This window comes from Wolbachia endosymbiont of Cantharis cryptica (genome assembly GCF_964277405.1).
In the GTDB taxonomy this organism is placed as follows: Bacteria; Pseudomonadota; Alphaproteobacteria; order Rickettsiales; family Anaplasmataceae; genus Wolbachia.
This window is the reverse complement of sequence record NZ_OZ195521.1, coordinates 968,447-993,058: the sequence shown is the minus strand read 5'-3', so window position 1 is coordinate 993,058 and position 24,612 is coordinate 968,447. Positions and strand designations below refer to the sequence as shown.

Genomic DNA, 24,612 nt, shown 5'->3' with positions numbered 1-24,612 from the left:
TACCACCCTCAGCATAGATTCCGCTAATACGTAGCGGAATGACAATTTGTCAAATATTCCTTAATTTCTCAAAGAAATCCTTTAACAAAAAAGAGCATTCTGTTTCTAATATCCCACCATAAACTTCTGGTATATGGCTACAAAATTGAAATATCTTAGCACCATTTTCAATTCCTCCACCTTTTGGATTATAAGCTCCAAAGTACAATCGTTTGATTCTTGCAAAGGAAATAGCTTGAGCACACATCGGACAAGGTTCTAATGTTACGTACATATCAACATCACAAAGTGTTGATATTGAAAGCAATTTGCATGCTTGTCTGATTGCTAACATTTCTGCATGTGCAGTTGGATCGTTAGATATATTGTGTGCAGAATAAATAATATTGCTTCCACTAACTATTACAGCACCTATGGGAACTTCATCATTTTTCTGAGCAAGTTTAGCTTGCTCTATGGCAAGCTCCATATATTGATACTTGAACACTTTCCTTTGCTAATCTTCTTTTTTTAAATTTTATTAACTGCTGCCTTAATAAACGATACGAAAAGAGGATGAGGAGAAAATGGTTTTGATTGAAATTCTGGATGAAACTGCACACCAATAAACCACGGATGACTCTCTAACTCCACTGCCTCTATGCACATTCCATCTTCTGATATGCCACTGCATAGAAGCCCATTTTTTTCCAAATCATCTTTATAATCTGAATTGATTATGTACCTGTGCCTGTGTCTTTCTGAAATAGTAGTGTTACTGTATGCATCCATCATTTTAGAGTTTGCATTTATATTACATTTGTACGCCCCAAGTCTCATAGTTCCACCAAGGTCAACGTTCTTATCACCAGCTAGCTTAATGATTGGATGTTTACAGGTGCAAAATTCTTCAGAGTGTACATCTTCAAGCCCAACAACGTTGCGAGCAAATTCAATGACCGCAAGCTGCATGCCAAGGCATATTCCGAAAAATGGGATATTATTTGTGCGAGCATAATTTATTGCTAATATTTTACCTTCTATTCCATCGTCACCAAAACCCCCTGGAACAAGGATTGCATGAGAATTCCGTAGTTTTTCTCCTATAAGTTTTTCATTTATAGATTTTTCATTCTCCTCTCTTGAGTTCACCCAATTTATCTTTACTTTGACTTTATTACTAATTGCACCATGATTTAATGCTTCGACTGGTGATTTATACGCATCAGGGAATTCAGTGTATTTTCCTACTATAGATACAGTAACTTCCTGTGTTGGGTATCTCATAGAGTGCACTACTTGGTCCCATTCAGTTAAGCTTGGTTTTGGCTTACTTAAATGAAAATGTTCCAAAATTTGTGTGCCAAGTCCACATTGATTATATAAGACTGGTAACTCATATATATGGCTCACATCAGGAGCAGGTATTACATTAGATAAAGAAACATTACAAAGGTTGGCTATTTTCCTTCTTTGATTATCGAAAATTTCCTTCTCACTACGGCATAATATAATATCTGGTTGTAACCCTGCAAAATTTAACTCTCGCACTGAATGCTGCGTTGGTTTTGTCTTTAATTCTTGCGCTGCAGTAAGATATGGTATTAAAGTTAAGTGGATAAGGATAACTCTTTGTTTTCCGAGCGTATAGCTAATTTGACGTATGGCTTCTAAGAACGGTTGGCTTTCAATATCACCTACAGTCCCACCAATTTCACATATTACAAAATCTAAACCTTCCGTACCATTAAAAATAAACGACTTGATTAAATCTGTTACATGAGGGATGACTTGTACAGTTTTGCCCAGATAATCACCATGCCTTTCTTTCTTTAATAGCTCATGATATACTTTACCAGTTGTTATATTGTCGTCCTTAGTCGCTTTAATTCCAGTAAAACGTTCATAATGTCCAAGATCCAAATCAGTTTCAGCACCATCCTCGGTAACAAATACCTCTCCGTGCTGAGTTGGATTCATTGTTCCAGGATCAATGTTTAGATACGGATCAAGTTTTCTGATACGGATCTTAAAGCCGTGAGCTTGAAGAAGCGCACCAACACTTGAAGCAACTAAACCCTTGCCAAGCGATGATACAACCCCACCTGTTACAAAGATAAATTTAACTTCCTTCATTAATTTTCAAACGGAACATAAGTAGATTCATTTTCTTGTTTTTTTTCTAATATAATTTTCTCTGCAATCGATTTTTTATGCATATCCTTTGAACTTAATCCTGATAATAGCAATGTGTTCATAATAAACAATCCGGCAACTATAGCCGTTATTTTGCTAAGCGGATTTGCAGAAGATTTCACTGGAATCATTGAATTGAGCCCCTGTTGCGAGCTGCTAAAACCACTTAACGAACTGCTTCCAGGTGGCTGCAAAAGCACTAGAATTACTAACACAACAACCAATATTATTTGAAATACACTTAATATCGTTAATGACATTATAAATAGGGCTAAAAATAAGAATTTTAGGAGCATAAAGTTCATAAGTCAAGAACATCTGTTACTCGAGTAGCTAGACCTTTACAGGAATGACAACTTAAATTGTTTAATGTAACCATTTTGGGTTAGCTATAACTGCAGGCTTGCCTAATCTTTTTACTAAAAATTATACTATTTTAGATATAATTACGATATCTAAATTTAAGGTATAGGGATGAACCCTACGATCAAGAGAATTTTCAATGCTTTTTTTATAATATTATTTATTTCTTTTTCTCATAGTAGCAACGCTGATACTAAAGCTAGTGATGATACAACTGCTCAAGTAATATGTAATATTATTGGCTACGTTTGGGGAATAGGTGGACCGCTTATGACCGTAGTAATAATAGGTGCGGCTTTACTTGCGATATTTGGTAGAATGCCATGGCCAGCTCTTTTTGCACTCGGTGTATTTTGTGCTGTGTTTTTCGGGGCTAAAACTATTGTGACAAAGGTAATGGGTGGTATAGGTGGAAATACTTCTTTGATGGACCAATGTGGAGTGGACAAACAGAAATAAATTCCGATAACATTTTGCCAGTAAATTGCTTTTATATATTGTATTAGAAGTTAAAAATTATTTTTTTCTAAAACAGACTTGATGCACAGCTTCAACTATATCTTCCACTTGTGGCAGTGCTTTTTTTTCTAGATTTGCAGCATAGGGTAGGGGGATATCCTTGCCAGTTACACGTACAACTGGAGCATCAAGGTAGTCAAATCCCTGTTCCATAACAACAGCCGAAAGCTCTGCTCCTATTCCTGCAAATGGCCATCCTTCTTCTACACTGACTAACCTATTAGTCTTCTGAATAGAGTTAATAACAGTTTCAGTGTCAAGTGGTCTTAAAGTCCTGAGGTCAATAACTTCAGCTTCTATGCCTTCGTCAGAAAGTAAATCTGCTGCATTTAAAGCGTCCATTAATTTCAATGAGAAAGCGGTAATAGTTACATCCTTTCCTTTCCGTATAACAGCAGCTTTGCCTATTTCTAGTAGATAATCTTTATTTGACAGCTCAGAGTCAGAAACTTCATGCTCATGTCCGTAAGCTATCTCATTTTCTAAGAATATTACCGGATTAGGGTTACGAATTGCAGCTTTAAGCAGACCCCTACAATCGGAAGCAAAATAAGGCGCTATTACTTTTAATCCTGGTACGTGTGAATACCAAGATGCAAAGCATTGAGAGTGTTGTGCAGCAACTCTTGCTGCAGCGCCATTTGGTCCACGAAATACTATAGGGCATCCAAGTTGTCCACCTGACATATAATTTGTTTTTGCTGCGGAATTCACAATTTGGTCGATAGCCTGCATGGAAAAATTAAAAGTCATAAATTCTACGATTGGCTTTAATCCAGCGAATGCTGCTCCAACAGCAAGACCAGCAAATCCATGCTCGGTAATAGGTGTATCAACTACCCTATTTTCTCCGAACTCTTTTAATAATCCTTTCGTTACTTTATAAGCACCATCATACTCTGCAACTTCTTCACCCATAATAAACACATCAGGGTCGTTTTGCATTTCTTCTCTGATTGCTGTGCATAAAGCTTCTCTTACACTTAAGGTTGCCATTTGTAAACTTTTATAGATTTTAGCTGAAGTAATTATATCAAAATTACCGGGAAGCGTACAAATTAAATTTTACAAACATCATGTTGTACTGAACCTTGAATAGCTACTTCTTTCAATTCAGTGTCAGGTTTTGGTTCAGCAATGGGTTTTGACATTGTGTATGCAATGCCACCAGCTATCAACGCAGATGCTACAGAAGTTGCAATTACTAACAGAGCAGATAAGCCGGAAGCAATGCTAAGAGCAGCACCTACTACTAACATAGCTGCAAGACTTGCATAGGCAACTTTTGAGGAGAATTGTTTTTTTCCTGTTTTTTCTAATTCACCTTCATTTAAACCCGTTCTACTCTTGATTTTTTTCTGCAAGTATTTTACTACTTCATTGTGTTGCTCACCAGTAGCAAGATCTAAAGGACTCTTTCCACTTTTATCTCGTGCTTCAAGATTTGCTCCCTCTTCTACTAGATATTTTACCACCTCTAGGTGACCATACATAGCAGCAAGATGTAAAGGACTCTTTCCATTTTTGTCCTTTATTTCAAAGTCTGCTCCCTCTTCTACTAGATATTTTACTTTATCTAAATGATCATCGTGTGCAGCATAGTGTAAAAGAGTCCATCCATCTTTATCTGTTGCATTAAGATCTATTTTGCCTGTTTTTAATATATCTTTTGTTACATTTACATCGCTGATTTTAACAGCACTATGCAAAGGAGTCCAACCTTCGTTTGTTGCACCAACACCTGCTCTACTTTTTAATTCTTCTAGTTCCTTTTGCGCTTTTCTTAACAACGCTTCTGTCTTAGAATGCTGGCGTTTTGTTTCGCCTAATTTACTATTAAGCGTTGCATTTTCATTTCTTAGTGATTCATTTTCTTCATTAAGTGCTTCCAATCTAGTCTCATGCCCAGCGACGCAATCCTTTGATTTTGTTAGCTCCTCTTGCGCTTTTTCTAGCAACGCTTCATTTTCTTTGGAATGCTGACTTTCTGTTTTGTCTAATTTATCCTTAAGTGTTGCGTTTTCATTTTCTAGTTTTTGTATTTTTTGTTCTAGCAATTTATTCTCTTTTTGGATTTGTTTCTCTAGTGCTTCTAACCTAGTCTCATGTTTAGCACGTGATCTTTTTAACTTAACTCTAAGTTTTTTAACCTTTTCTGCTTTTTCTTGAGCTTTCGTTACGTTGTTCGTTTTGGGATAAGAAGAAGTACTAGATACAACCTCAGATAGCTGACCACGCATACTATTTAGTCTATCTATTAGGTCTTCATCCTTTATCAATGAGCGATCCGCTCCATGCTTTATCAAAAGCTTGGCTGATTTTTCTTTGTCATTTGCAACCGCATAATATAAGGGAGTATACTTAGCTTTATCTCTTGCATTGACACTTGCTCTATTATCTATTAGATACTTTGCAATCTTTACATGACCATATGCAGCAGCAAAATGTAAAGGGGTCCGTCCATCTTTATCTATTGCTTTAACGTTTGCTCTATTTTCTACTAGATATTTTACTGTCTCTAAATTACTAAATGCAGCAGCAAAATGTAAAGGGGTCCGTCCATCTTTATCTATTGCTTTAACGTTTGCTCCACTTTCTACTAGATATTTTACCACTTCTATGCGATTAGATCCAGCAGCATGATGTAAAAGGGTCCGTCCATTTTCATCTTGTGCATCAATGTCTTCTCCATCTTCTAATATAGATTGGCTTAAAGCTTCAGATTCATCTGCTTCAATATATATTCCACTGTCGTTACTACTACTACTTTTATTTAAAGAGGTCTGTTCACCATTATGTGTAGTATCGCGCTGTTCTGTATGTTGATTGTGCAAATCAGTTTGTTTTATGCGCTTCTGATTATTGGCAAGTTGTTGTTCTACCTTTTGCAAAGTTCCATTGTCCTCTTTCTGATTTCTTGCATTCCATGCTTGCGCTCTTTCCGCTACTGATTTTACTTCTTGAGTTTCGTCATTCTGCTCTCTTCCATAAGTTTGTCTTCTTGTAGCTCTTGCCTCAGATTGACTTGTAGCATAACGTTGTTCTCCTCCCTTTAACATTTCTATTATGATATTCTTATTTGCTATATCACCAACCATATTTCTTGGAGTTTGGTCTTTACTATCTTTTAGTAAAGGATTTGCGTGATTATCTAGTAAAAGCTGCATTATCTCTTGATGACCATGCAAAGCAGCAATGTGCAAAGCAGTGAATTTAGAATTAACATCACCCGATATTTGTGCATCAACTTTTACTTTCTTTGCTAGTAGGAGTTTTACTATTGGTACACTTTCACATTCTACAGCAAGATGTAGCAATGTATAATTTACAATTTTATTTGAATGTTGTATCATGAATAGCTTATTAAGCAGCACATTGTCCTGTGAACCACTATACGTGTTATACACTCCTGAGTTTATCTCTCTTAGCTTATCCCCTATCCTTTTAAATAAATTATCCTCATTCAGCCCTTGACTAAGACTTACTTCTTTTAGTATTTCAAAAAACTTTTCCTTTTCTATCGTCATAACTCTCGCACCTAACCTGTTCATTGTTGCTGTATAGTTTCATAAAAAGGTTAAATTTATCAAAATTCCATGTTTGATCTAAAAATTAGTCATAAACATTTTCTTGTCTGTCATCCAAGTAGCTAACACAACTGTACGAACATTGTAGTTTGAGAGCAATTTCCACCATAAGGGTGTTATCCGGGTAGCTCCTTCCTTTTGTCATCCCAGTGCGTGACACTGGGATCTAGGAAAAAAAGGCCCAGTTTCAGTTACTTGAAGGAGTAACTTTTTACTCAAACAATGGTTATGCAGGAAACGAAATTAGTTAAATTTTTCACCAATCTAAAAAAAAAGGCAAAAGATACCCCGATTAATATCTATTTTCTGTATTGGCGTTTTTTAAGTCTTAAACGCTGCAATTTAGCGACTTTTAAACTGCAACAGACCCTTAGCTTAAATGCTAAGAAATTTACTAGGCAGAAAAAAAAGGCAAAGAAATCCCGTGGTAGCTAGTTATTACACTCTCTATTTTAAAATTTGACGTTAGGTGATGTCTTGAACGCTTTATAAGCGCGTTTCAGCTTATGTAGGTAAAAACCTAGAAATTTTATAAAGACATACGGTGCACATAGTGCAAAAAATTAAACAATAGTACGCCAAATACAAGTTTTCTTGTCATTTTAATCCGCTGCAGAGATTGCGAAGTTAAATAAAATAGCTTCAGTACTATGATAAGAGGGCTGGCGGAGTTTGTCAAGTGGTTTTTAGCCCTGTCTTCTGAGGCTTTTATTAGTGACAACCACTGTGCCTGCGATCTTATCGTGCCAAGTTTGACAGCGTTTGTTGAAATTTGACCATAGAAAGCCCAAGAATAATGGTGCTACTGATAGTATGAGGGAAAAAAATCTCTTTGTTGCTTGCCTTAAGGTCATTTTTTCGAAAGTTTGTGCATCCACAACTCTGAGCCCAAGTAATAGTTTTCCAGGTGTAGCAGCAAACCTTGCCCACATATATACCACATAACTAAAAAGCATAATAAATTGGACTACTTGATTTAGGATCCATAGTTTACCAAGTCTACTCTGCATTGTCTTTTCTTCTGCAGACAGTGGCGCTTGCATTTGGTATTTTGCAGCAATCTGGCTTGATATCTTGCTATCCTCTGAATTCATAAAAAGCTGATTTAAGGCTTGGTTGCAAAACTGCAAGAATAAAACGATAATAATCAAATCGAGCAACACTGATATATAGCGCCTAAGTCCTGTTACATAACATATTCCATTCTCATCTTTTTTTACCTTTTGAATAACATTTATAGAAGAGAGAATAGAAAATAAACGGTCAAAAAATTTGTGTAACATATACGCGCTTTCCAATATTTTACGTGCCCCTGGCCGGACTTGAACCAGCACACTTTTGCAAGCAGCAGATTTTGAGTCTGCCGTGTCTACCATTCCACCACAGGGGCCTGCTTCAATGCTATAGGCAACACAGGATTAGTCAAATTTTTTTGCCTTTATATCTTTCAAATGAGGACTAAATATTCTACAATAGTTGATAGTTACTCTGAAAACTTAAAATGAATGAATTAGCTGATCTCATCGATTCAAGAAGTGTAGACAAGGAAATATGCAAATTACCGCATAATTTAGAAGCTGAACAAATGCTTATTGGTGCAATGATTCGTGATAATAGAATTTGTGATGCAGTTGAAGATACAATCACAGCAGAGAATTTCTATGATCCACTACATCAAAGTATTTTTACACAAATATCCAAAACCAGAAAACACGGCATAGTTGCTAATGAGCTGAGCCTCAAGATGTTTTTTGAGAACGACCAAGCATTTACCGAATGTGGTGGGGTAGAGTACTTAGCAAAGCTTGCAGCGAAGGCAAGTATTGCACTTGATATCTATAGTTTGACTAGAATAATCCGTGATACTTATCTAAGGAGATGCTTAATTAAGCTCGGGCAAGAAATAGTTGGCGATAGCTACAACTACGATATTGAAAACCCTGCACAGGCGCAAATTGAACAAGCAATGACAAAATTGTTCAACTTGGCAGTAAAAAAGCAAGGTGAGAAGACGTATATAAAGCTTGCAAGTTCGATTAAAGATGTGGTTGAAAAAATCAGCACGCTAAAAAATAACCCAGAAGCACTGGGCATTACAACCGGACTTCAAGATTTAAATCAGCTTCTTGGTGGTCTACAAAAATCTGATTTACTAATTCTAGCTGCAAGGCCTTCTATGGGTAAGACAGCACTAGCACTGAACATTGCACTTAATGCTTGTAAAGTTTTGCAAAAAAAAACAGATAAACAACACTTTGTGGCATTTTTCTCACTTGAAATGTCAGCAGAGCAATTAACTGCAAGATTGATTACTATAGATTCAGGAATTAGTTATTATAAGGCATTAACTGGAAGAATTAGTGATTTTGAATTACATGAATTTATCAGTGCCAGTACAGAGTTATCTGAATTGCCTTTCATCATAGACGACACCCCCGCACTATCAATTAGTGCCCTTCGTACCAGAATACGTTTGTTGTATCAATTATACAATATAGGAGTGGTATTTATTGATTATCTGCAGTTAATCAGAGGAACAACAAAGAGAAGTAATGAAAATAGAGTGCAAGAAATCTCGGAAGTGACACAAGGGTTAAAAGCAATTGCAAAAGAGCTGAATATTCCCGTTGTTGCACTATCGCAGCTTTCTCGTTCTGTTGAGCAAAGAGACGACAAAAAGCCACAACTTTCTGATTTACGTGATTCAGGAAGCATAGAGCAGGATGCAGATATAGTAATGTTTCTCTATAGAGAGGAGTATTATGAACTAAGAAAGCAGCCAAGTGAAGGAAGCAATAAACATCGAGAATGGCAGGAGAAAATGGAGAAAATTAGAAATGTTGCAGAGCTCGTTATTGCAAAGCAGAGAAATGGGCCGATTGGCAGTGTGAAGTTATATTTTGACTCTAACAGAGGTGCATTTAAAGATTATACGGAAAGGCATAGTTCATAGCCTTCAGCGGTCTTTTGTTAACTCGCCATAGTTTATTAATTTATTAATAAAATTGACTTACCTTTTTATTTGTGCTACAATCTTTAATAATAAATTAATTATTTTAGTGAGGTATACAATGACTATATTAAAAAAAACTACTCTCTATATTATAGCTGGTGCTCTGGCTACTTTAGCTCTGGTATCATCTGTAGTAGTTGGTGTCTTAACTGCAGTTGCAGTTTTTAATGCGAGTCTTCCACTTATTGCAGGTCTTGTAGGCCTTGCCATATTTTCTGCTGCAACTATTGCACTTTCAGCTGTAGCAATTAACAAAAACAACACTATTTCTCAACAAGAGAAGTTTGAAAGTCGTGTGGCTCAAAGGAAAGAAGAAGAGGCAAAAGCTAGGGATCCAGTTCCTGACGTTATTGCACTTCCGTATAAATTGAGTTCGGTTCCTGACGTTATTGCACTTCCGGATAAAAATTTTGAAAGCCGTGTAGCTCAAAGGAAGCAGGAAGAAAAAAATGCAAAGGCAGAGTTGAAGGCTGAGGGTTTACTTCCTGACGTTATTGAACTTCCGTATAAATTGAGTTCAGTTCCTGACATTATCGCTCTTCCGTATAAAGATAATCAAGGTTGGGCTGCATGGGGTAAAGAGAAGGCACGTAATTGGATTCCTAGTTTAAAAACAGCAGGCTGTATAGCAGGAGGAGCAGGATTATTAGCAGGAGCAACATATATCGCTGCCAATGGAGGATTTACTGTTGCCGACAACTCATCTAATGCAGTAGGTAATTCTACTAATAGTACTAAAAGTGGTGCATCAATCCCAAACTTATCGTCTACTTGTCCAAGACTTACTATGCAATGTCAGATTGATGAGTATAGCAAAACACTAGCTGATGCTAAAAAGTTTGCCAAAAATAATTTTGGTATGTCTGAAGAAGATAACACAAATAATAAAAACGAGTCTCAGAGTGTAGTGGGTAGAATACTCTCTGTTCCTCGCAATTTATTGGTTAACATAAGTAACTTTATTAGTGGTGCGAATAAGAGTAGACTTCTTTCAAAATTCACGTAAGGAGCTCAAAATTGTGGATAGCAGCAATCAAATTAAATCTTAAACCAAAACGTTTTCGTCGGTTTCTATATCTATCGGAAATGATTTTAAACCTTTTTAATAAGCCAATTACGTTTTCAACAATTGCCCTTTGGCTCATAAGTGTTCTGTTCTCTTTTTTTTGTTCTTTGCTTAACGGATTCTTTTTCGTTTTCCTGTGAGGTAATACAACATTTTTATGTATTTTTTGCATTCCTCTGTAGCCGGCATCAGCTAAGATTTTAGTTTCCGGCAATATTGCTACCTTTGATTCCCTAAATATCCGAAAATCGTGTTTCCTACCTTTCGAGAAAGATGTACATATTACTTTTTTACTCTTCTTCTCTGCTACTACTTGCGTTTTTATAGTATGCCTTTTTTTCTTTCCAGAGTAGAAGCATTTTTGCTTTTTTTTGGCCTCTCTACTGGTGTTTCAGTTCCATCTATTACCAAAACTTCATATTCTACATTACCCTTTAATAGCTCTTTTTTTCCCGGTAATGAAAAATCTGGATGTTTTATTAGCGTGTCTTCTACCCATCTTATTATTTTGAAACAGTTACTTTCACTCATGCCATAACTTTGACCAATGTGGAAATACGTTCGATATTCCCTCATATATTCTAATGCCATAAGCAACCTATCTTCTACGCAAAGTTTGCTTTTTCTTCCACTTCTAGCTTTTTTTCTTTTATCCTCCTCATCCAAAATTTCCACCATTCGCTTAAATGTTCCCTTTTTTTCCCCTGTTAAGCGCCTAAATTTCTTTCCTTCCAACTTTTCTATTTCTTTATATCTCATACCTTAAAATATCTGATTTTATACTTCTTTTCCCTTGTTTGCCAATTTTGAAAGAAGTCTAGTGCTAACGATGAGCCTCAATGGTATAAGGATTTACGTAAATCAGAAACTATGGATGGTGGTGTTCTTCCAACTATGTTTTATGAAGAGAGTAACAACACAATTGGTGCTAATGGTCCTGCACGGAATTGTAAGGTAACCAGAGGTAGTAACAAGCATACGGCAAAAAATGAAACATCAACCCCTTGCTCTATAAATGAATATGAAGTAAAGACAAACCTAGGTAATGTAAATTTGTGCTGTGCTTTGCCTACAGTTAGTATGAGTAACTAGTCTCGTTTATAAGAGGGAAAGTTATTTCTCCACTTTAACATCAAACCTCAAAAAAACCGGCGTAGGTTTAGGCAATGTAGTGCCTAAACCTACGCACGTGTCGCACAAAGATTTTAAATCACGTTGCTCTTTCGGGATTTGCAATTGATTTAGTATCATCTCCGCTGATTTTGGCACAATTGGCTGCAATAAAGTGCCAATTATTCTTATGTATTCCAGTAACTTGTAGATTACTAAATTCATGCGCTCTCTGTCAGTTTTGCTTAGTGTCCAGGGTGCACTTTTGTCTATGTAGGCATTGGCTTCAGAAGAGATGTTGATAATTAGAAGTATAATCTGGTTAAATTCATACTTTGATAAATGGTCCATCACTTGACCTAGTATAGCTTTGCAATTTGGCAGACTTTCTTCACCTTTAAGTAGGCTTTGATCGATTATTGGTACAATTCCAGAGCATTGTTTGTGCAAAAATGAAATCGTTCTTTGTACTAAATTGCCTATATTGTTTGCCAGTTCTGAGTTTATACGACTGATCATGTTTTTCTTACTGAAATTACCATCCTGACCGAAGCTTGCTTCCCTCAGGAGAAAATAGCGCAGTTGATCAATGCCAAGCTCCTCAGCCAAGCCAATTGGATCTATGACATTACCAAGAGACTTGGATATTTTTTCCCCCTCGTTTAACCACCAACCATGAACTGCAATTTGTTTTGGCAGTGGCAAATCTGCAGCAAGAAGAATTGCTGGCCAATATACAGCGTGAAAGCGCAATATGTCTTTACCAATTACATGAACATTGAAAGAACTATCATTTGTCCAAAATTGTTTGTATTCATTATCTTCAGTATTAGGAAAATTCACTGATGTGATATAATTAGTCAGCGCATCGATCCAAACATAAATTACATGTTTGCCATTTCCTGGCACTTTTATTCCCCAATTAAAACTAGTGCGAGAAATTGAAAGGTCAGTAAGTCCTGATTTTACAAACGATACCACTTCATTTTTTCTGCTCTCAGGAAAGATAAAATTTGGTTGATTTTCATATAGCTCAAGCAATTTGTCTTGCCAGTTTGACAAGCGAAAAAAGTAGCTCTCTTCTTTTACCCACTCAACCTCAGCACCTGTTGGTGCTTTGCCATCTATTAACTCTGATTCCTGATAAAATGCTTCATCACGAATTGAATACCAACCCGAATAGGAATCCAAATATATTTGTCCTCTCTCTTCAAGCCTATTCCATAAAGCTATTACTGCTTTTTCATGACGTTCTTCTGTGGTGCGAATAAAATCGTCATATTGGAAATTCATAAACTCAGCTAATTCTTTAAATGAAATGCTTACTTCATCTGTAAATTCTTTTGGCTGCATTTCCTTTGCTTTAGCTGCTTTTTCGATTTTTTGTCCATGCTCATCTGTGCCTGTGGTAAATTTGACATTTTTTCCAGCTAGTTTCATGAATCTTGCCACCACGTCACACAGGAGAGAAGTGTATGCATGACCGATATGTGGCTTGTCGTTTACATAATATATTGGCGTGGTGATATAAAGGTTCTCGAATTGCTTCATTGTGTGGCGCTTAAAGTCTTATCTTATCTGCACTAACGGTAAAAATCAACTGCTCATCAAACCGCAGAGTATATAATTAACATCCACACCTTTAGTTAAATTCCACTCACGTTTTATTACATTGTACTCTATGCCAGCCATGTTTTGTAGTGTTACATTATTTTCTCTTAAGTAGTTTGCAATTTCTGACGGTGTGGAAAATTTATTCCAGTTATGCGTGCCCTTCGGTAACCAATTTAGTATGTACTCTGCACCAATTATTGCAAGACAGAAGGACTTTATAGTTCTGTTTATTGTGGATATAAAGATTAGCCCTTCTGGTTTTAGCAATTCTATTGCTTTTCTCATAAAGAATTCTAAATTATCTACATGCTCAACTACTTCCATCAATAAAACCACATCGTATTTTTTGTTATTGTTTAGCTCTTCGATACTGGTGTGCATATACTCTATATTTAATCCTACTTTTTTCGCATGTGAACGCGCTACTTTTATGTTTTCCTCACATATATCTATTCCCGAAACGTTAATACCAACACGAGCCATTGACTCCGACAAAATGCCACCACCGCAACCAACATCAAGTAATGATAATTCTTTTAAATCACATTTTTTTAACTCTTTTATTTTCTCAATGATGTAAGATACTCTAACAGGATTCATCATGTGTAATGGCTTAAACTTGCCATTTTCATTCCACCACTCGCCTGCCATTTTAGCAAATTTTGATACTTCATCTTCGTTATAAGTTTTTTTTTTCTTGTTCAGAGAACTGATATTATTGAGTTTATCAAGGCGTTTTTTATGTCTGCTTTCTTTTGAAAATTCTGTTTCTAGGAATTGTTTGACTATGTCCTTTGCTAATTCATTAGCAGTGAACCTTGCACCAAGGCATAGTACATTTGCATTGCCATGATCGCGAGCTAATCTTGCAATCTCAACACTATTGCATAAAACGGCGTGAATTCCTTCAAAGCGATTCGCTATAACGCTCATACCTAAGCCTGTACCACAAATTAATATCCCGTAATTTGCTTTTTTGTTTGCTATGTCTTCTACAACTTTGACGGCATAGTCTGGATAATCTACACACTTTTGCTTAGCAGTGCAGCCGTGATCTATCACTTCGTAACCTAGGGTTTCCAAGTAAGGCTTGATTTCTGATTTTAATTTATAACCGGCATGGTCTGAAGCAATTGATATTACATCTGACATATAAGAAATTATGACTTAAGGATATTTATATGGGTAATTTATTTTGATTTTTCTGTCAAGCCATTTTAATACTCTTGATCTTTTGGAGGTTCTAAACATACGAAATAAATTTCGAGTCAAATGTGCATAAATTCTATATAATTTTTATCCTACTACTAATTCAATAAAATGGATCACATAGATATTATAAAATCAAAATTATTATTATCTGACATAGTAGGTAAGAAAGTCAGGCTAATAAAAAGAGGGGATAGTTTTGTTGGACTATGTCCATTTCATCATGAAAAAACTCCCTCTTTTTCGGTGAGTAATACTAGAGGATTGTACCACTGTTTTGGTTGCTCGGCTCATGGTGATGTGTTTGAGTTTATTTCACAAACTGAAGGGCTAAGCTTTAAAGAAGCAATGGAAAAATTAGCATCAGTTACAGGTGTTGAACTGCCTAAAAATCTTAATATTACCAAGGAAGACAACAAACTATTTTTAGCGCTTGATTTAGCTGCAAGTTGGTTTGCAGAAAAAAATCAAGGTGTTGAGGATTATTTAAAGCAGCGTAAGATCTCACCTAAAATCATAGGTAAATTTAAGATAGGTTATGCACCAAGCTCTGGTTTGAAAGAGTATTTGAACTCTTCCGGTATTGAAAACGAAATTTTGACCGATGTTGGTTTAATAAATAAAAGTTTTTATGATTATTTTCGTGATCGGCTGATATTTCCTATATATAACATCGCAGGCAAAGTTATTGGTTTTGGTGGACGTGCGCTGAGTTCTGAGCAACAGCCGAAATATTTAAACAGCCCAGAGAGTCAGCTCTTTAGGAAAAGAGAAAACTTATATGGATTAAACTTTGCTTTGAGCGAAATACGCAAAAAACAACACGTATTTGTTGTTGAAGGGTATATGGATGTGATAGCACTACATCAAGCGGGAATTAGCAATACAGTTGCTCCGCTTGGCACTGCAATTTCTGCAGAGCAGATAAAAAATCTATGGAGATTTACTAAAGAAATCTCCATCTGTATGGATGGCGATAGTGCTGGGTATCGTGCTGCTACCCGAGTTGCAGAACTTGCTCTGCCCATATTAGAGCCTGGGTACACATTGAAGTTTGTGACTTTGCCGAGCAGTAAAGACCCATACGATATATGTAACGAACTGGAATACAAGAAAGAAGACATATTGACTATGCTTGACCATTCAACAAAACTCCATTCTGAATATTTATGGCATCACATAGTCGATAGCAATTTGCAAAATTATGAAAACCTTGCTCCGGAAAAATATTCAATTCTTGAGCATAAGTTTATGGAGTATGTAAATGCTATCGGTAACAGCAGTATTAGAAGGTATTATAGAGATTACTTTTATAGTAAAGCTAATGCATTAAGGGTTGGCTTTAAAAAGCAGATTTTTAATAGTAAAATTAGAGCAACAAAAGGTGAATATCTGTACAGCAAATCTCCAGAGTTGATTGAAGCAGAGCAAAATCAGGCTATAATTTTACGTATAACCTTAGAATTCCCTGAAATCTTAAGCCATCCTATGTGTTTTGAGCAATTTTCTCATTTTGAATTTACTAGTACAGAGATAAAAAGATTACAACAGCATATAATTGATGTGACAAATAATGAAAGCGAGCTCAATAAAGAAGTTTTATTACAAGAATTGGAGGAATTTAACGTTAATAAAACCATAAAGTTTATATTTGAAAAAACTAGCATACTAAATAGTCAATTGAACGAGAGAAAGTCCGCGGAAATTGTGTGGAATAACATAGTGTTATTAAAAGAATTGAATGCATTACAAAAAGAAAGAATCGAAGCAAGGATGAACGGTAATTTTGACTTAGAGGAAAGGTTGATAGAACAAATAAAGCAAATAGAAGATAATATGCAGGAGATGCAAATGGAGTTTATTCAAAAGTGAGATCGCCATAATTAATTATCATTAGATTTTTCTGCCATTCCAACGCATAACTATACGAACATAGGCCTCCAAGAAGCAAGTGGCATCCAAGCCATAAAACGGGGGGAAATTAAGTACAAAAACGACTTGACAAACTCCGCCAGTCCTCTTATCATGGAAGTGAAGCTATTGTATTTGCTTTCGCCAATCTGCAGATTAAAAGGTAAGGATTACTTAATGTATCGGCGTCTTATGTTCAATTTTTTGCAGTACATAGGTACTGTATGTCTTTACAAAACTTCATCTACATCTAGGTTTATACCTAAATAAGCTGAACGCGCTTACAAAGCGTTACAAGACATCAAAAAATGCCAATACTCGACAGAGATAGTAAAGGACTAGCTAACTCGGGTTTTCTTTGTCTTTTTTTCTGCTTGGTAAACTTCTTAAACACTTGCAGCGTAGGTTAGTAGCGATTAAAAGCGGCTGAATCTCTCTTGTCAGGGGTTTAAAACATAAAAAACGCCAGTACTTTAAAGCGGAAAATAATCACAGGGTTTCTTTTGCCTTTTTTTCCACTTGGTAAATTTCTTAATGTTTATAGCTAACATGAATTGGGTCAGAATGTGTCATCCCAGTTGTGGGCTTGACACTGAGATCCAGAATTTCTTAATCTTAGGATCAAGTGTAAATTAAGGAAATTATATGGACTTGAATAAGTTTACTGAAAAAGCAAAAAGCCTAATTCAAAGTGCTCAAATGAAGGCATTGGGAGCTGGACACCAGATTTTTATGCCTGAGCATTTGCTAAAAGTGATGCTTGAGGATGAATCAGGTTTGGTTCAGGATTTGATAGGCGCTTGTGGTGGAGATATGCAAAATATTTCTGATGCTGTGAATAATGCGATAAAAAAGTTGCCAGTAATTGAAGGTCCAGGAAGTGGTGGCCTTCAACTTTCAAGAGAAGTAGCAAAAGTTTTCGAAGATTCAATAGGTATTACTAGGAGGAATAAAGATTCATTTGTCACTGTTGAGCGTTTACTGCAGGGCCTGGCTGCACAAAAAGATGATACTGTAGGCAAAATTCTTGCAGAGAACGGTGTAACACCGCAAAAATTGAACTCAGTTATTGCAGAAATGAGAAAAGGCAGCAGTGCGGACTCACCAAATAGTGAGGAAAAATTAAACGCGGCAAAGAAATATACAAAAGATATTACAGAGCTTGCTATGCAAGGCAAGCTCGATCCTGTAATTGGTCGTGACGAAGAGATCAGGAGAACTATGCAGGTATCACTAAGGCGGACAAAGAATAATCCAGTGCTGATAGGTGAACCTGGTGTTGGGAAAACTGCAATAGTTGAGGGGCTTGCAAATAGAATTGTTGCAAATGACGTGCCACTTGGCTTGCATGATGCAAAAGTCTTAGCCTTGGATCTTGGTGCATTGATTGCTGGAACGAAATTTAGAGGAGAATTTGAGGAAAGGCTAAAAGCGGTTATTAATGAGCTTTCAAAAGCAGAGGGAAAAGTTATCTTGTTTATAGATGAACTTCATACTTTAGTTGGAGCGGGAGCAACAAGTGGTGCAATGGATGCTTCAAACCTGCTGAAGCCTGCTCTTGCACGTGGAGAAATTCGCTGTATAGGAGCCACAACTTTAGATGAATATCGTGAACATATAGAAAAAGATCCTGGACTTGCAAGACGTTTTCAGCCTGTGTTTATATCTCAACCAACTGAAACTGATACCATTTCAATACTCAGGGGTTTGAAGGAAAGATATGAAGTGCACCATGGTATAAGAATTACAGATGGTGCAATAATTGCTGCTGCAACGTTATCCAATAGGTATATAACAGATAGGTTTTTGCCTGATAAAGCGATTGATTTGATTGATGAAGCGGCAAGCAGGGTGAGAATTGAAATGGATAGCAAACCTGAAGTAATTGATGAACTTGAGAGAAAGATTATACAGCTAAAAATTGAGTCAGAAGCTCTGAAAAAAGAAAGTGATGAAAACTCTAAGCAGCGTTTAAAAAAGATAAACGAGGAGATTGAAAGCCTAAATAGTAAATTTGCTGACTTAAACAGTAAATGGCAGATGGAGAAGAATAAAATAGCTAAAATACAGAGTACTGCTGAAAATTTAGATAACGCTAGAAAAGAGTTGGAATTAGCTCAGCGGAGTGGAAATTTAGAAAAAGCAGGAGAGCTGATGTATGGTGTTGTTCCTCAGCTTGAGAATGAATTAAAAAGTCAGGAAAAGGTTACTGATAGCTTCTTAAAGAAAGAAGTTACTGGAGGTGACATTGCAAACATTGTTTCAAAGTGGACAGGAATTCCAGTTGATAACATGATGTACAGTGAAAATGAAAAACTCCTTAACATGGAGAATGAAATAGGAAGAAGAGTAATAGGGCAGAAAGATGCAATAGAAGCAATAAGTAATGCAGTTAGGCGCTCCCGCTCTGGTGTGCAAGATGCTAATCGGCCTTTCGGTTCATTTTTATTCTTAGGCCCAACTGGGGTTGGGAAAACGGAGCTTGCAAAAGCCTTAGCTGAATTCCTGTTTGATGATCAATCAGCACTTCTGCGCTTTGATATGTCGGAATACATGGAAAAACACTCTGTTTCAAAGCTAATTGGCGCGCCTCCAGGGTATGTTGGCTACGAGCAGGGTGGAAGATTAACTGAAGCAGTAAGAAGAAGGCCATATCAGGTGATCTTATTTGATGAAATAGAGAAGGCAAATCCAGATATATTCAACTTGTTGCTGCAGATTCTAGATGAAGGCAGACTCACTGATAGCCACGGCAAATTGATTGATTTTCGCAATACTATACTGATTTTAACTTCTAACCTTGGTGCAGAGATAATGCTTAAGAGAGTTACAGAAGATGAGACTCTACCTCCTGTTATCCAAGTAGCTGACACTGGGATCCAGATGCAGATTCCAGCGTCACGCGGTGAAATGACGCCGAACAAAGTTGCAGATTCTGTAAAAAGTGAAGTGATGCAAATAGTTAAATTGGCGTTTCGTCCGGAATTTTTAAACAGACTGGATGAAATTATTATATTCCACAGTTTAACCAGAGATGACATCTACAAAATTATAGATGTTCAATTTTCTTATTTACAAAAAACACTTGCTAAGCGTAAACTAAGTATAAGTTTATCACAGGAAGCTAAAGACCTAATAGCACAAACTGGCTATGATCCTGAATATGGAGCAAGACCTCTAAAAAGGGTAATACAGGAATATATTCAAAATAATCTAGCTAAGTTAGTTTTATCAGGAGAAGTAGTAGAAAATGATGAGCTAATAGTGTACGCTCTTAATAATGAAATCTTAGTTAAAAAGGTTTAAATTCACTGTGTATTTTCATTAAAAAAAATGTGTGTAGATCATAACGTTGACACTGAGTCTCTATTTAGGCTGGCTGATCAAGAAAATCGGAAAGGAAAGGAAAAGATTAAAGAGTTTATTAAATACTTTTATAACTTTGTTTACAATAGCGACCTAAAGATCAATGATAAATTTCTTTTGTATATTGCAGAAGACGCATACGACTTCATTCTCAGAAAAGAAAAAGAAGAAAGCAAATTAATGGTCAGTAATGTAAATGACATACCAGGAATAGAAGGCGATTTTACTGTTATTAAGATAGCAAACGACGATATGCCATTTTTAGTTGACTCTGTTATTGCAACTATTAAGTCGCACGATTTAACCATATGCTATTATAGCAATAGCATAATTAACATTAAAAGAAAAGACGGCCTAATTGATGAGATTTATCCTTTGGAAAAAAGTAATGGAACCAAGGAGTCGGTTATATATGTAATTATCAAAGGCATAAGTGACAGTTTTGTTGATACATTAAAAGAATCTCTACAGAAAACGCTGAAAGCGGTTAATTGTGTTGTAAAAGATTGGCACTTAATGCTCAAGAAGCTTGATGAGGCAAAAAATCTTCTTTCTGTCATCCAACAGCCAGCGTCAAGCACTGGAGGCGGAGATTTTCTTGCTTGGTTAAAGAATAATAACTTTGTATTTTTAGGTTATCAAGAATGTATTTCCGATAAAGATGGGAAGCTTGTTCCTAATGATGAGGAAAACCTTGGTTTAATGAGAACAGGTAAAGAGTATCAGAATTCATCGATTTCTTCTGAAGGTTTAGATTCTTTATACACACTAAGATCAGACCTAACTTCAGTAGTTCATCGGCGTACATATATGAATTGTATAGGGGTAAAAGAATTTAATGACCAGAGTAGTGTGGTAAAGGAACGATATTTTTTTGGGTTATTTACTTCTGTAGCGGAGGTCCAAGATATTCGCACTATTCCGGTAATAAAGGATAAAGTTAGAACAATAGAGAGAAGAGCAGGATTTGTATCGGGTGGTCACAACAATAAAGCTTTAATTTCTATTTTACAAGTATTCTCTTGTGGTGAATTATTCCAATCAAATGAAGACGAGTTATTTCAAATTTGTATTTCAATCATGTCTCTTGCGATTAGGCCAAGAGTCAAATTATTTTTAAGAAAGGTAGGGGACTTTGTTAGTTGTATAGTGCTAATACCGATGCGTTATGCTAGCTCCAGACTAATGTTCAAGATACGTGATATATTGAAGGATGAGATAAATGCAGAAAGTTCAGATATTTATAACCACCACATTATAAACGAATATGACTTAATGAAATTGCACGTGGTACTAAAGATTAAGCACGCTAGTATTCTTGATAATGAAGTTTTGCGTATCGAAAACAAATTAAGGAACATTACAGAAAAGTGGGAAGATCGTTTTATAGACAATTTATATAATACTTTTAGCACTGTTGAAGATATATTCATCCGTTATTGCAAGGCATTTCCGATAAGCTATCAAGAAAGTTTCGAACCTCATGATGCATATTACGATATGAAAAAATTGGAGATAGTTAGGAAGAAAGGTGTTAGCGAGGTCGATTTAAGACTTACTCGTGACAATCTTAATTATCAATTAAAGGTTTACACTCCAAGCAATGGAGGTCTTGAATTATCGAAGATATTAAGAATTACTAAGAATTTGGGAGCTAAGATTCTATCTCATAATGGTTATTATATAGAGATTAACGGTGGAATATGGATACATCATTTTGTGTTGTCAAGAGTCGATGAATTAATAGACAACATTACTCTAAAAGAGCAGTTTGAAATAACACTTGCGAAAGTGTTCAGCAAGGAAATTAAAAATGACTATTTCAACAGTTTAATCATTATTGCTGGGCTGGAGTGGAAAGAAGTGCTTCTGGTTAGGGCGTTAAGTGCTTACCTAAAGCAGACGTCATTTAACTACAACCCAGAATATATCCAAAAAGTGGTTTCAGAATATCCAAAAATAGTAAAGTATTTGATACAGCTATTTCATGTAAGATTTGATCCTAACATAGATATTGATAGAACGGAGACTACGGACATTTTCAGAGAAAAAATTGAGGAACTTCTAAAAGAGATCAGCAATGTTTCACATGATTACGTTTTGCGCTCGATATTTAACTTGATAATGGCCATTTTAAGGACCAGTTATTATCAAGATGATAAACCCTACTTATCTACAAAATTTGACTCAAGTAAAATAAATGGTTTGCCTGACCCACATCCATATCGTGAATTGTATGTTTATTCAAACCTTTTTGAGGGAATACATCTAAGAGGAGGGAAATTAGCCCGTGGTGGCTTAAGGTGGTCGGATAGGACAGAAGATTTTCGCACTGAAGTTTTGGGGCTGATGAAAGCTCAGATGACGAAAAATGCGGTTATTGTACCTGTTGGTGCAAAGGGTGGATTTGTAATAAAGAAAGTTTATAGAGATCAAAATATCTTAAGAGAGAAGGGTGTTGAGTGCTATAAGGATTTTATCAGAGGAATGCTTGATATTACCGATAATGTAGTTGATGGTAAAATAATTCCACCAGAGAATATGATTAGGTATGATGAAGATGATCCATACTTGGTAGTTGCAGCAGATAAAGGCACTGCTTCATTTTCTGATTATGCCAACCAAATAGCCTCTGAGTATAATTTTTGGCTTGGTGATGCATTTGCATCTGGTGGATCAGCAGGTTATGACCACAAAAAAATGGGTATTACAGCCAGGGGAGGATGGATTGCAGCACAGAGACATTTTTGGAAAATGAATAAGGATATTTACCAAGATGCGACTGTAATTGGGATTGGAGATATGTCTGGCGATCTGTTTGGAAACGGTATGCTGCTTTCAAAAAATATACGTTTAATCGGCGCATTTAACCATATGCATATTTTTGTTGATCCAAACCCTGATGCAGAAAAGAGTTTCATAGAGCGTAAGCGTCTCTTTGAGTTACCATTTTCAACTTGGATGGATTATAACGAAGATTTTATTTCTCAGGGTGGCGGAGTATTTGAGCGTAGCAGCAAGCAAATAAACATTTCTCAAGAAATGAAAAAATGCTTGGATATAACAGAAGACGCGTTACCTCCAAGTGATTTGATCAGATATCTGTTGAAAGCAGAAGTGGATTTCATATGGAATGGAGGAATCGGCACGTTTGTTAAGGCGAAGAGCGAAAGCCATGGCATGGTTGGTGACAAAGCAAATGATGAGTTAAGAGTAAATGGTAGAGACATTAGAGCTTCTATGTTCATAGAGGGTGGCAATCTTGGTTGCACGCAGCTTGGAAGAATAGAATACGCTGAAAGAGGTGGACATATCAATGCAGATTTTGTTGATAATTCAGCAGGAGTAATATGTTCTGATCTTGAAGTTAACATCAAGATTGCATTTGTTTCGGTTATGAAAGAAGGTGGTATTTCTTTAAAAAAAAGGAATGAGATACTGGCTAGCATGGTGGATGAAGTTGCGTTTAAGGTGCTTGAAGATCATAACAGAATTGAAACAAAAGCATTACTTCTTGAATGCTTGCAAGCCAAAGAGAGGTTAGAGCAACACCATAGGTTATTACTCAGTCTGGAGAAATCTGGATTGTTAAACCGAAGTATAGAATTTCTTCCAGCCGATGAGGAGATAGCGAGAATGTTAACTGGAGCAGAGGGCTTTAGCTCTCCTCAGCTTTCTGTTCTAATGTCTTATGCTAGAACAGCAATAAAAAATGAAATTATACATTCTGACCTGCCTGAAAAAGATTTCTTGTGTTGTGATTACTTACTAAATTACTTTCCACAAAAGATGATAACAGAGTTCAAGGATTCCATATTAAAACACCAACTGCGCAGAGAAATCATCTCTACTTGCATTGCAAATGATGTAGTGAATAGGATGGGATGTGTATTTATTAATAGTCTTGTTGAAAATACTGGGATTAAAGTGTACGAAGCAGTTAATGTGTATATTGTTGTTGATCACCTATATGATTTAAATAGTCTATGGCAGAAAATTGATGAACTGGATGGAAAGATTGATGTTAACTTGTACTTGCAAATAGTTAGGAATGTGCAGAAATTTATTGGTAGAGTATCATTTTGGTTAGTAAAAAATCTTGGCGAACTTAGCTTTGTAAAGCTAGATGGTGTTACAAAATTTAAGGATGCAATTGAAACTTTAAACCAGAACTTGACTGATGTTTTAGATGAACACCTATTAAAGGTCTATAATCATGGATCCACTTCTTTAGTAGAACTTAATATAAGTAAAGATCTAGCAAAAAAAGTTGCTGATCTATGCATTCTTGCTTATGCACTGGACGTTATATCCATTGCTGAGCAAACATCTTTGCCAATTCTCGACGCTGGTAAGATATACTTTGAATTAAAATCGCTGCTAAGATTCGATCTGATTAGAACAATTGCCATCAAGATGAAAAGTCGTTCTTCTTATTGGGATCGCAGCTTGATTAATGATTTATTGGATGATTTAAGCAATTATCATTATAAGCTAGCTGTCAAAGTCATAAAAGCCACTGATAACCACGAAGATAGGGTTCAAACCTGGGCTTGTAATGATAAGGATTACATAGAACGTTACAATAGTTTTTTAGATGAGATGGTTGCTTCTAAACTTGATTTAAGCAAATTAATATTTATAATCAGAAGAATTAAAGCACTTACTTCATAGGAAAA

Annotated in this window: 16 protein-coding genes and 1 tRNA gene; 7 read left to right on the top strand and 10 right to left on the bottom strand. The window is 36.0% G+C overall.

The annotated features are described in order from the left end of the window. Window positions 1–49: 49 nt before the first annotated feature. Genes ACICP6_RS04830 through secG form a run of 3 tightly spaced genes read right to left on the bottom strand, consistent with a single transcriptional unit; the run spans window position 50 to window position 2,435 of the window. Window positions 50–469, bottom strand: coding sequence for a nucleoside deaminase (locus tag ACICP6_RS04830; protein ID WP_395462820.1), 420 nt, complete (start codon window positions 467–469; stop codon window positions 50–52). A gap of 41 nt (window positions 470–510) precedes the next feature. Continuing rightward, the gene (locus tag ACICP6_RS04825; RefSeq protein ID WP_395462819.1) at window positions 511–2,115 is read right to left on the bottom strand and encodes a CTP synthase; all 1,605 of its coding nucleotides are present in this window, start codon (window positions 2,113–2,115) and stop codon (window positions 511–513) included. Continuing rightward, window positions 2,115–2,435, bottom strand: a complete 321-nt coding sequence (gene secG / locus ACICP6_RS04820; RefSeq protein WP_395462818.1) for a preprotein translocase subunit SecG — start codon at window positions 2,433–2,435, stop codon at window positions 2,115–2,117. The genes ACICP6_RS04825 and secG overlap by 1 nt, the downstream gene beginning before the upstream one ends. 214 nt (window positions 2,436–2,649) lie before the next feature. Between secG and ACICP6_RS04815 the strand changes: the two genes are divergently transcribed. Continuing rightward, a complete protein-coding gene (locus tag ACICP6_RS04815; RefSeq protein ID WP_395462817.1) occupies window positions 2,650–2,997 on the top strand; it encodes a TrbC/VirB2 family protein in 348 nt (115 codons plus the stop codon). 57 nt (window positions 2,998–3,054) lie between these two features. On the opposite strand, the gene ACICP6_RS04810 is transcribed toward ACICP6_RS04815, so the two are convergent. The 4 genes from ACICP6_RS04810 to ACICP6_RS04795 all read right to left on the bottom strand — a co-directional run bounded on the left by ACICP6_RS04810 (window position 3,055) and on the right by ACICP6_RS04795 (window position 8,034). Next, window positions 3,055–4,053, bottom strand: coding sequence for a pyruvate dehydrogenase complex E1 component subunit beta (locus ACICP6_RS04810; RefSeq protein ID WP_395462816.1), 999 nt, complete (start codon window positions 4,051–4,053; stop codon window positions 3,055–3,057). A gap of 62 nt (window positions 4,054–4,115) precedes the next feature. Beyond that, entirely contained in the window at window positions 4,116–6,608 is a 2,493-nt protein-coding gene (locus ACICP6_RS04805) for an ankyrin repeat domain-containing protein (RefSeq protein ID WP_395462815.1), read from the bottom strand. Between the two features lie 722 nt (window positions 6,609–7,330). Continuing rightward, entirely contained in the window at window positions 7,331–7,927 is a 597-nt protein-coding gene (locus tag ACICP6_RS04800; RefSeq protein WP_395462814.1) for an RDD family protein, read from the bottom strand. A 24-nt stretch (window positions 7,928–7,951) separates the two neighbouring features. After that, a tRNA-Leu gene (locus tag ACICP6_RS04795) sits at window positions 7,952–8,034 on the bottom strand. Window positions 8,035–8,145: 111 nt separating this feature from the next. Here ACICP6_RS04795 and ACICP6_RS04790 point away from each other — a divergent pair. Both ACICP6_RS04790 and ACICP6_RS04785 read left to right on the top strand, forming a co-directional pair. Beyond that, window positions 8,146–9,597, top strand: a complete 1,452-nt coding sequence (locus ACICP6_RS04790; RefSeq protein ID WP_395462813.1) for a replicative DNA helicase — start codon at window positions 8,146–8,148, stop codon at window positions 9,595–9,597. A gap of 118 nt (window positions 9,598–9,715) precedes the next feature. Further along, window positions 9,716–10,663 carry a hypothetical protein gene (locus tag ACICP6_RS04785; protein WP_395462812.1) on the top strand — a complete coding sequence of 316 codons (948 nt, stop codon included), beginning with the start codon at window positions 9,716–9,718 and terminating at the stop codon, window positions 10,661–10,663. Here the strand turns inward: ACICP6_RS04785 and ACICP6_RS04780 are convergent. Then, window positions 10,656–11,482, bottom strand: a protein-coding gene (locus ACICP6_RS04780) for an IS5 family transposase (RefSeq protein WP_395462622.1) whose coding sequence is annotated in 2 segments (ribosomal slippage) — window positions 10,656–11,095 and window positions 11,095–11,482 — 828 coding nt in all. Because the reading frame shifts where the segments join, the coding sequence is not laid out codon by codon here. The two genes, ACICP6_RS04785 and ACICP6_RS04780, sit on opposite strands and share 8 nt — an antisense overlap. A gap of 111 nt (window positions 11,483–11,593) precedes the next feature. Between ACICP6_RS04780 and ACICP6_RS04775 the strand changes: the two genes are divergently transcribed. Beyond that, the gene (locus ACICP6_RS04775) at window positions 11,594–11,815 is read left to right on the top strand and encodes a hypothetical protein (RefSeq protein WP_395462811.1); all 222 of its coding nucleotides are present in this window, start codon (window positions 11,594–11,596) and stop codon (window positions 11,813–11,815) included. A 21-nt stretch (window positions 11,816–11,836) separates the two neighbouring features. Here ACICP6_RS04775 and metG read toward each other — a convergent pair whose 3' ends face one another. Together metG and ubiG are read right to left on the bottom strand one after the other, a co-directional pair. Continuing rightward, window positions 11,837–13,384: a methionine--tRNA ligase gene (metG, locus tag ACICP6_RS04770; protein ID WP_395462810.1), complete on the bottom strand. Its 1,548-nt coding sequence runs from the start codon at window positions 13,382–13,384 to the stop codon at window positions 11,837–11,839. Window positions 13,385–13,429: 45 nt separating this feature from the next. After that, window positions 13,430–14,599, bottom strand: a complete 1,170-nt coding sequence (gene ubiG / locus ACICP6_RS04765; protein ID WP_395462809.1) for a bifunctional 2-polyprenyl-6-hydroxyphenol methylase/3-demethylubiquinol 3-O-methyltransferase UbiG — start codon at window positions 14,597–14,599, stop codon at window positions 13,430–13,432. A gap of 168 nt (window positions 14,600–14,767) precedes the next feature. On the opposite strand from ubiG, the gene dnaG reads away from it, so the two are divergent. From dnaG to ACICP6_RS04750, 3 genes are all read left to right on the top strand, one after another. Next, the gene (dnaG, locus tag ACICP6_RS04760; RefSeq protein ID WP_395462808.1) at window positions 14,768–16,528 is read left to right on the top strand and encodes a DNA primase; all 1,761 of its coding nucleotides are present in this window, start codon (window positions 14,768–14,770) and stop codon (window positions 16,526–16,528) included. Between the two features lie 684 nt (window positions 16,529–17,212). Further along, window positions 17,213–19,873 carry an ATP-dependent chaperone ClpB gene (gene clpB, locus ACICP6_RS04755; protein WP_395462807.1) on the top strand — a complete coding sequence of 887 codons (2,661 nt, stop codon included), beginning with the start codon at window positions 17,213–17,215 and terminating at the stop codon, window positions 19,871–19,873. 27 nt (window positions 19,874–19,900) lie between these two features. Next, window positions 19,901–24,607 carry an NAD-glutamate dehydrogenase gene (locus tag ACICP6_RS04750; protein WP_395462806.1) on the top strand — a complete coding sequence of 1,569 codons (4,707 nt, stop codon included), beginning with the start codon at window positions 19,901–19,903 and terminating at the stop codon, window positions 24,605–24,607. The last annotated feature ends 5 nt before the right edge of the window (window positions 24,608–24,612 follow it).

Bases quoted from the DNA above. Each gene is read 5' to 3' on its own strand.
- ACICP6_RS04830 (WP_395462820.1), bottom strand. From the start codon at position 469: ATGGAGCTTGCCATAGAGCAAGCTAAACTTGCTCAGAAAAATGATGAA.
- ACICP6_RS04825 (WP_395462819.1), bottom strand. From the start codon at position 2,115: ATGAAGGAAGTTAAATTTATCTTTGTAACAGGTGGGGTTGTATCATCG.
- secG (WP_395462818.1), bottom strand. From the start codon at position 2,435: ATGTCATTAACGATATTAAGTGTATTTCAAATAATATTGGTTGTTGTG.
- ACICP6_RS04815 (WP_395462817.1), top strand. From the start codon at position 2,650: ATGAACCCTACGATCAAGAGAATTTTCAATGCTTTTTTTATAATATTA.
- ACICP6_RS04810 (WP_395462816.1), bottom strand. From the start codon at position 4,053: ATGGCAACCTTAAGTGTAAGAGAAGCTTTATGCACAGCAATCAGAGAA.
- ACICP6_RS04805 (WP_395462815.1), bottom strand. From the start codon at position 6,608: ATGAACAGGTTAGGTGCGAGAGTTATGACGATAGAAAAGGAAAAGTTT.
- ACICP6_RS04800 (WP_395462814.1), bottom strand. From the start codon at position 7,927: ATGTTACACAAATTTTTTGACCGTTTATTTTCTATTCTCTCTTCTATA.
- ACICP6_RS04790 (WP_395462813.1), top strand. From the start codon at position 8,146: ATGAATGAATTAGCTGATCTCATCGATTCAAGAAGTGTAGACAAGGAA.
- ACICP6_RS04785 (WP_395462812.1), top strand. From the start codon at position 9,716: ATGACTATATTAAAAAAAACTACTCTCTATATTATAGCTGGTGCTCTG.
- ACICP6_RS04775 (WP_395462811.1), top strand. From the start codon at position 11,594: ATGGATGGTGGTGTTCTTCCAACTATGTTTTATGAAGAGAGTAACAAC.
- metG (WP_395462810.1), bottom strand. From the start codon at position 13,384: ATGAAGCAATTCGAGAACCTTTATATCACCACGCCAATATATTATGTA.
- ubiG (WP_395462809.1), bottom strand. From the start codon at position 14,599: ATGTCAGATGTAATATCAATTGCTTCAGACCATGCCGGTTATAAATTA.
- dnaG (WP_395462808.1), top strand. From the start codon at position 14,768: ATGGATCACATAGATATTATAAAATCAAAATTATTATTATCTGACATA.
- clpB (WP_395462807.1), top strand. From the start codon at position 17,213: ATGGACTTGAATAAGTTTACTGAAAAAGCAAAAAGCCTAATTCAAAGT.
- ACICP6_RS04750 (WP_395462806.1), top strand. From the start codon at position 19,901: ATGTGTGTAGATCATAACGTTGACACTGAGTCTCTATTTAGGCTGGCT.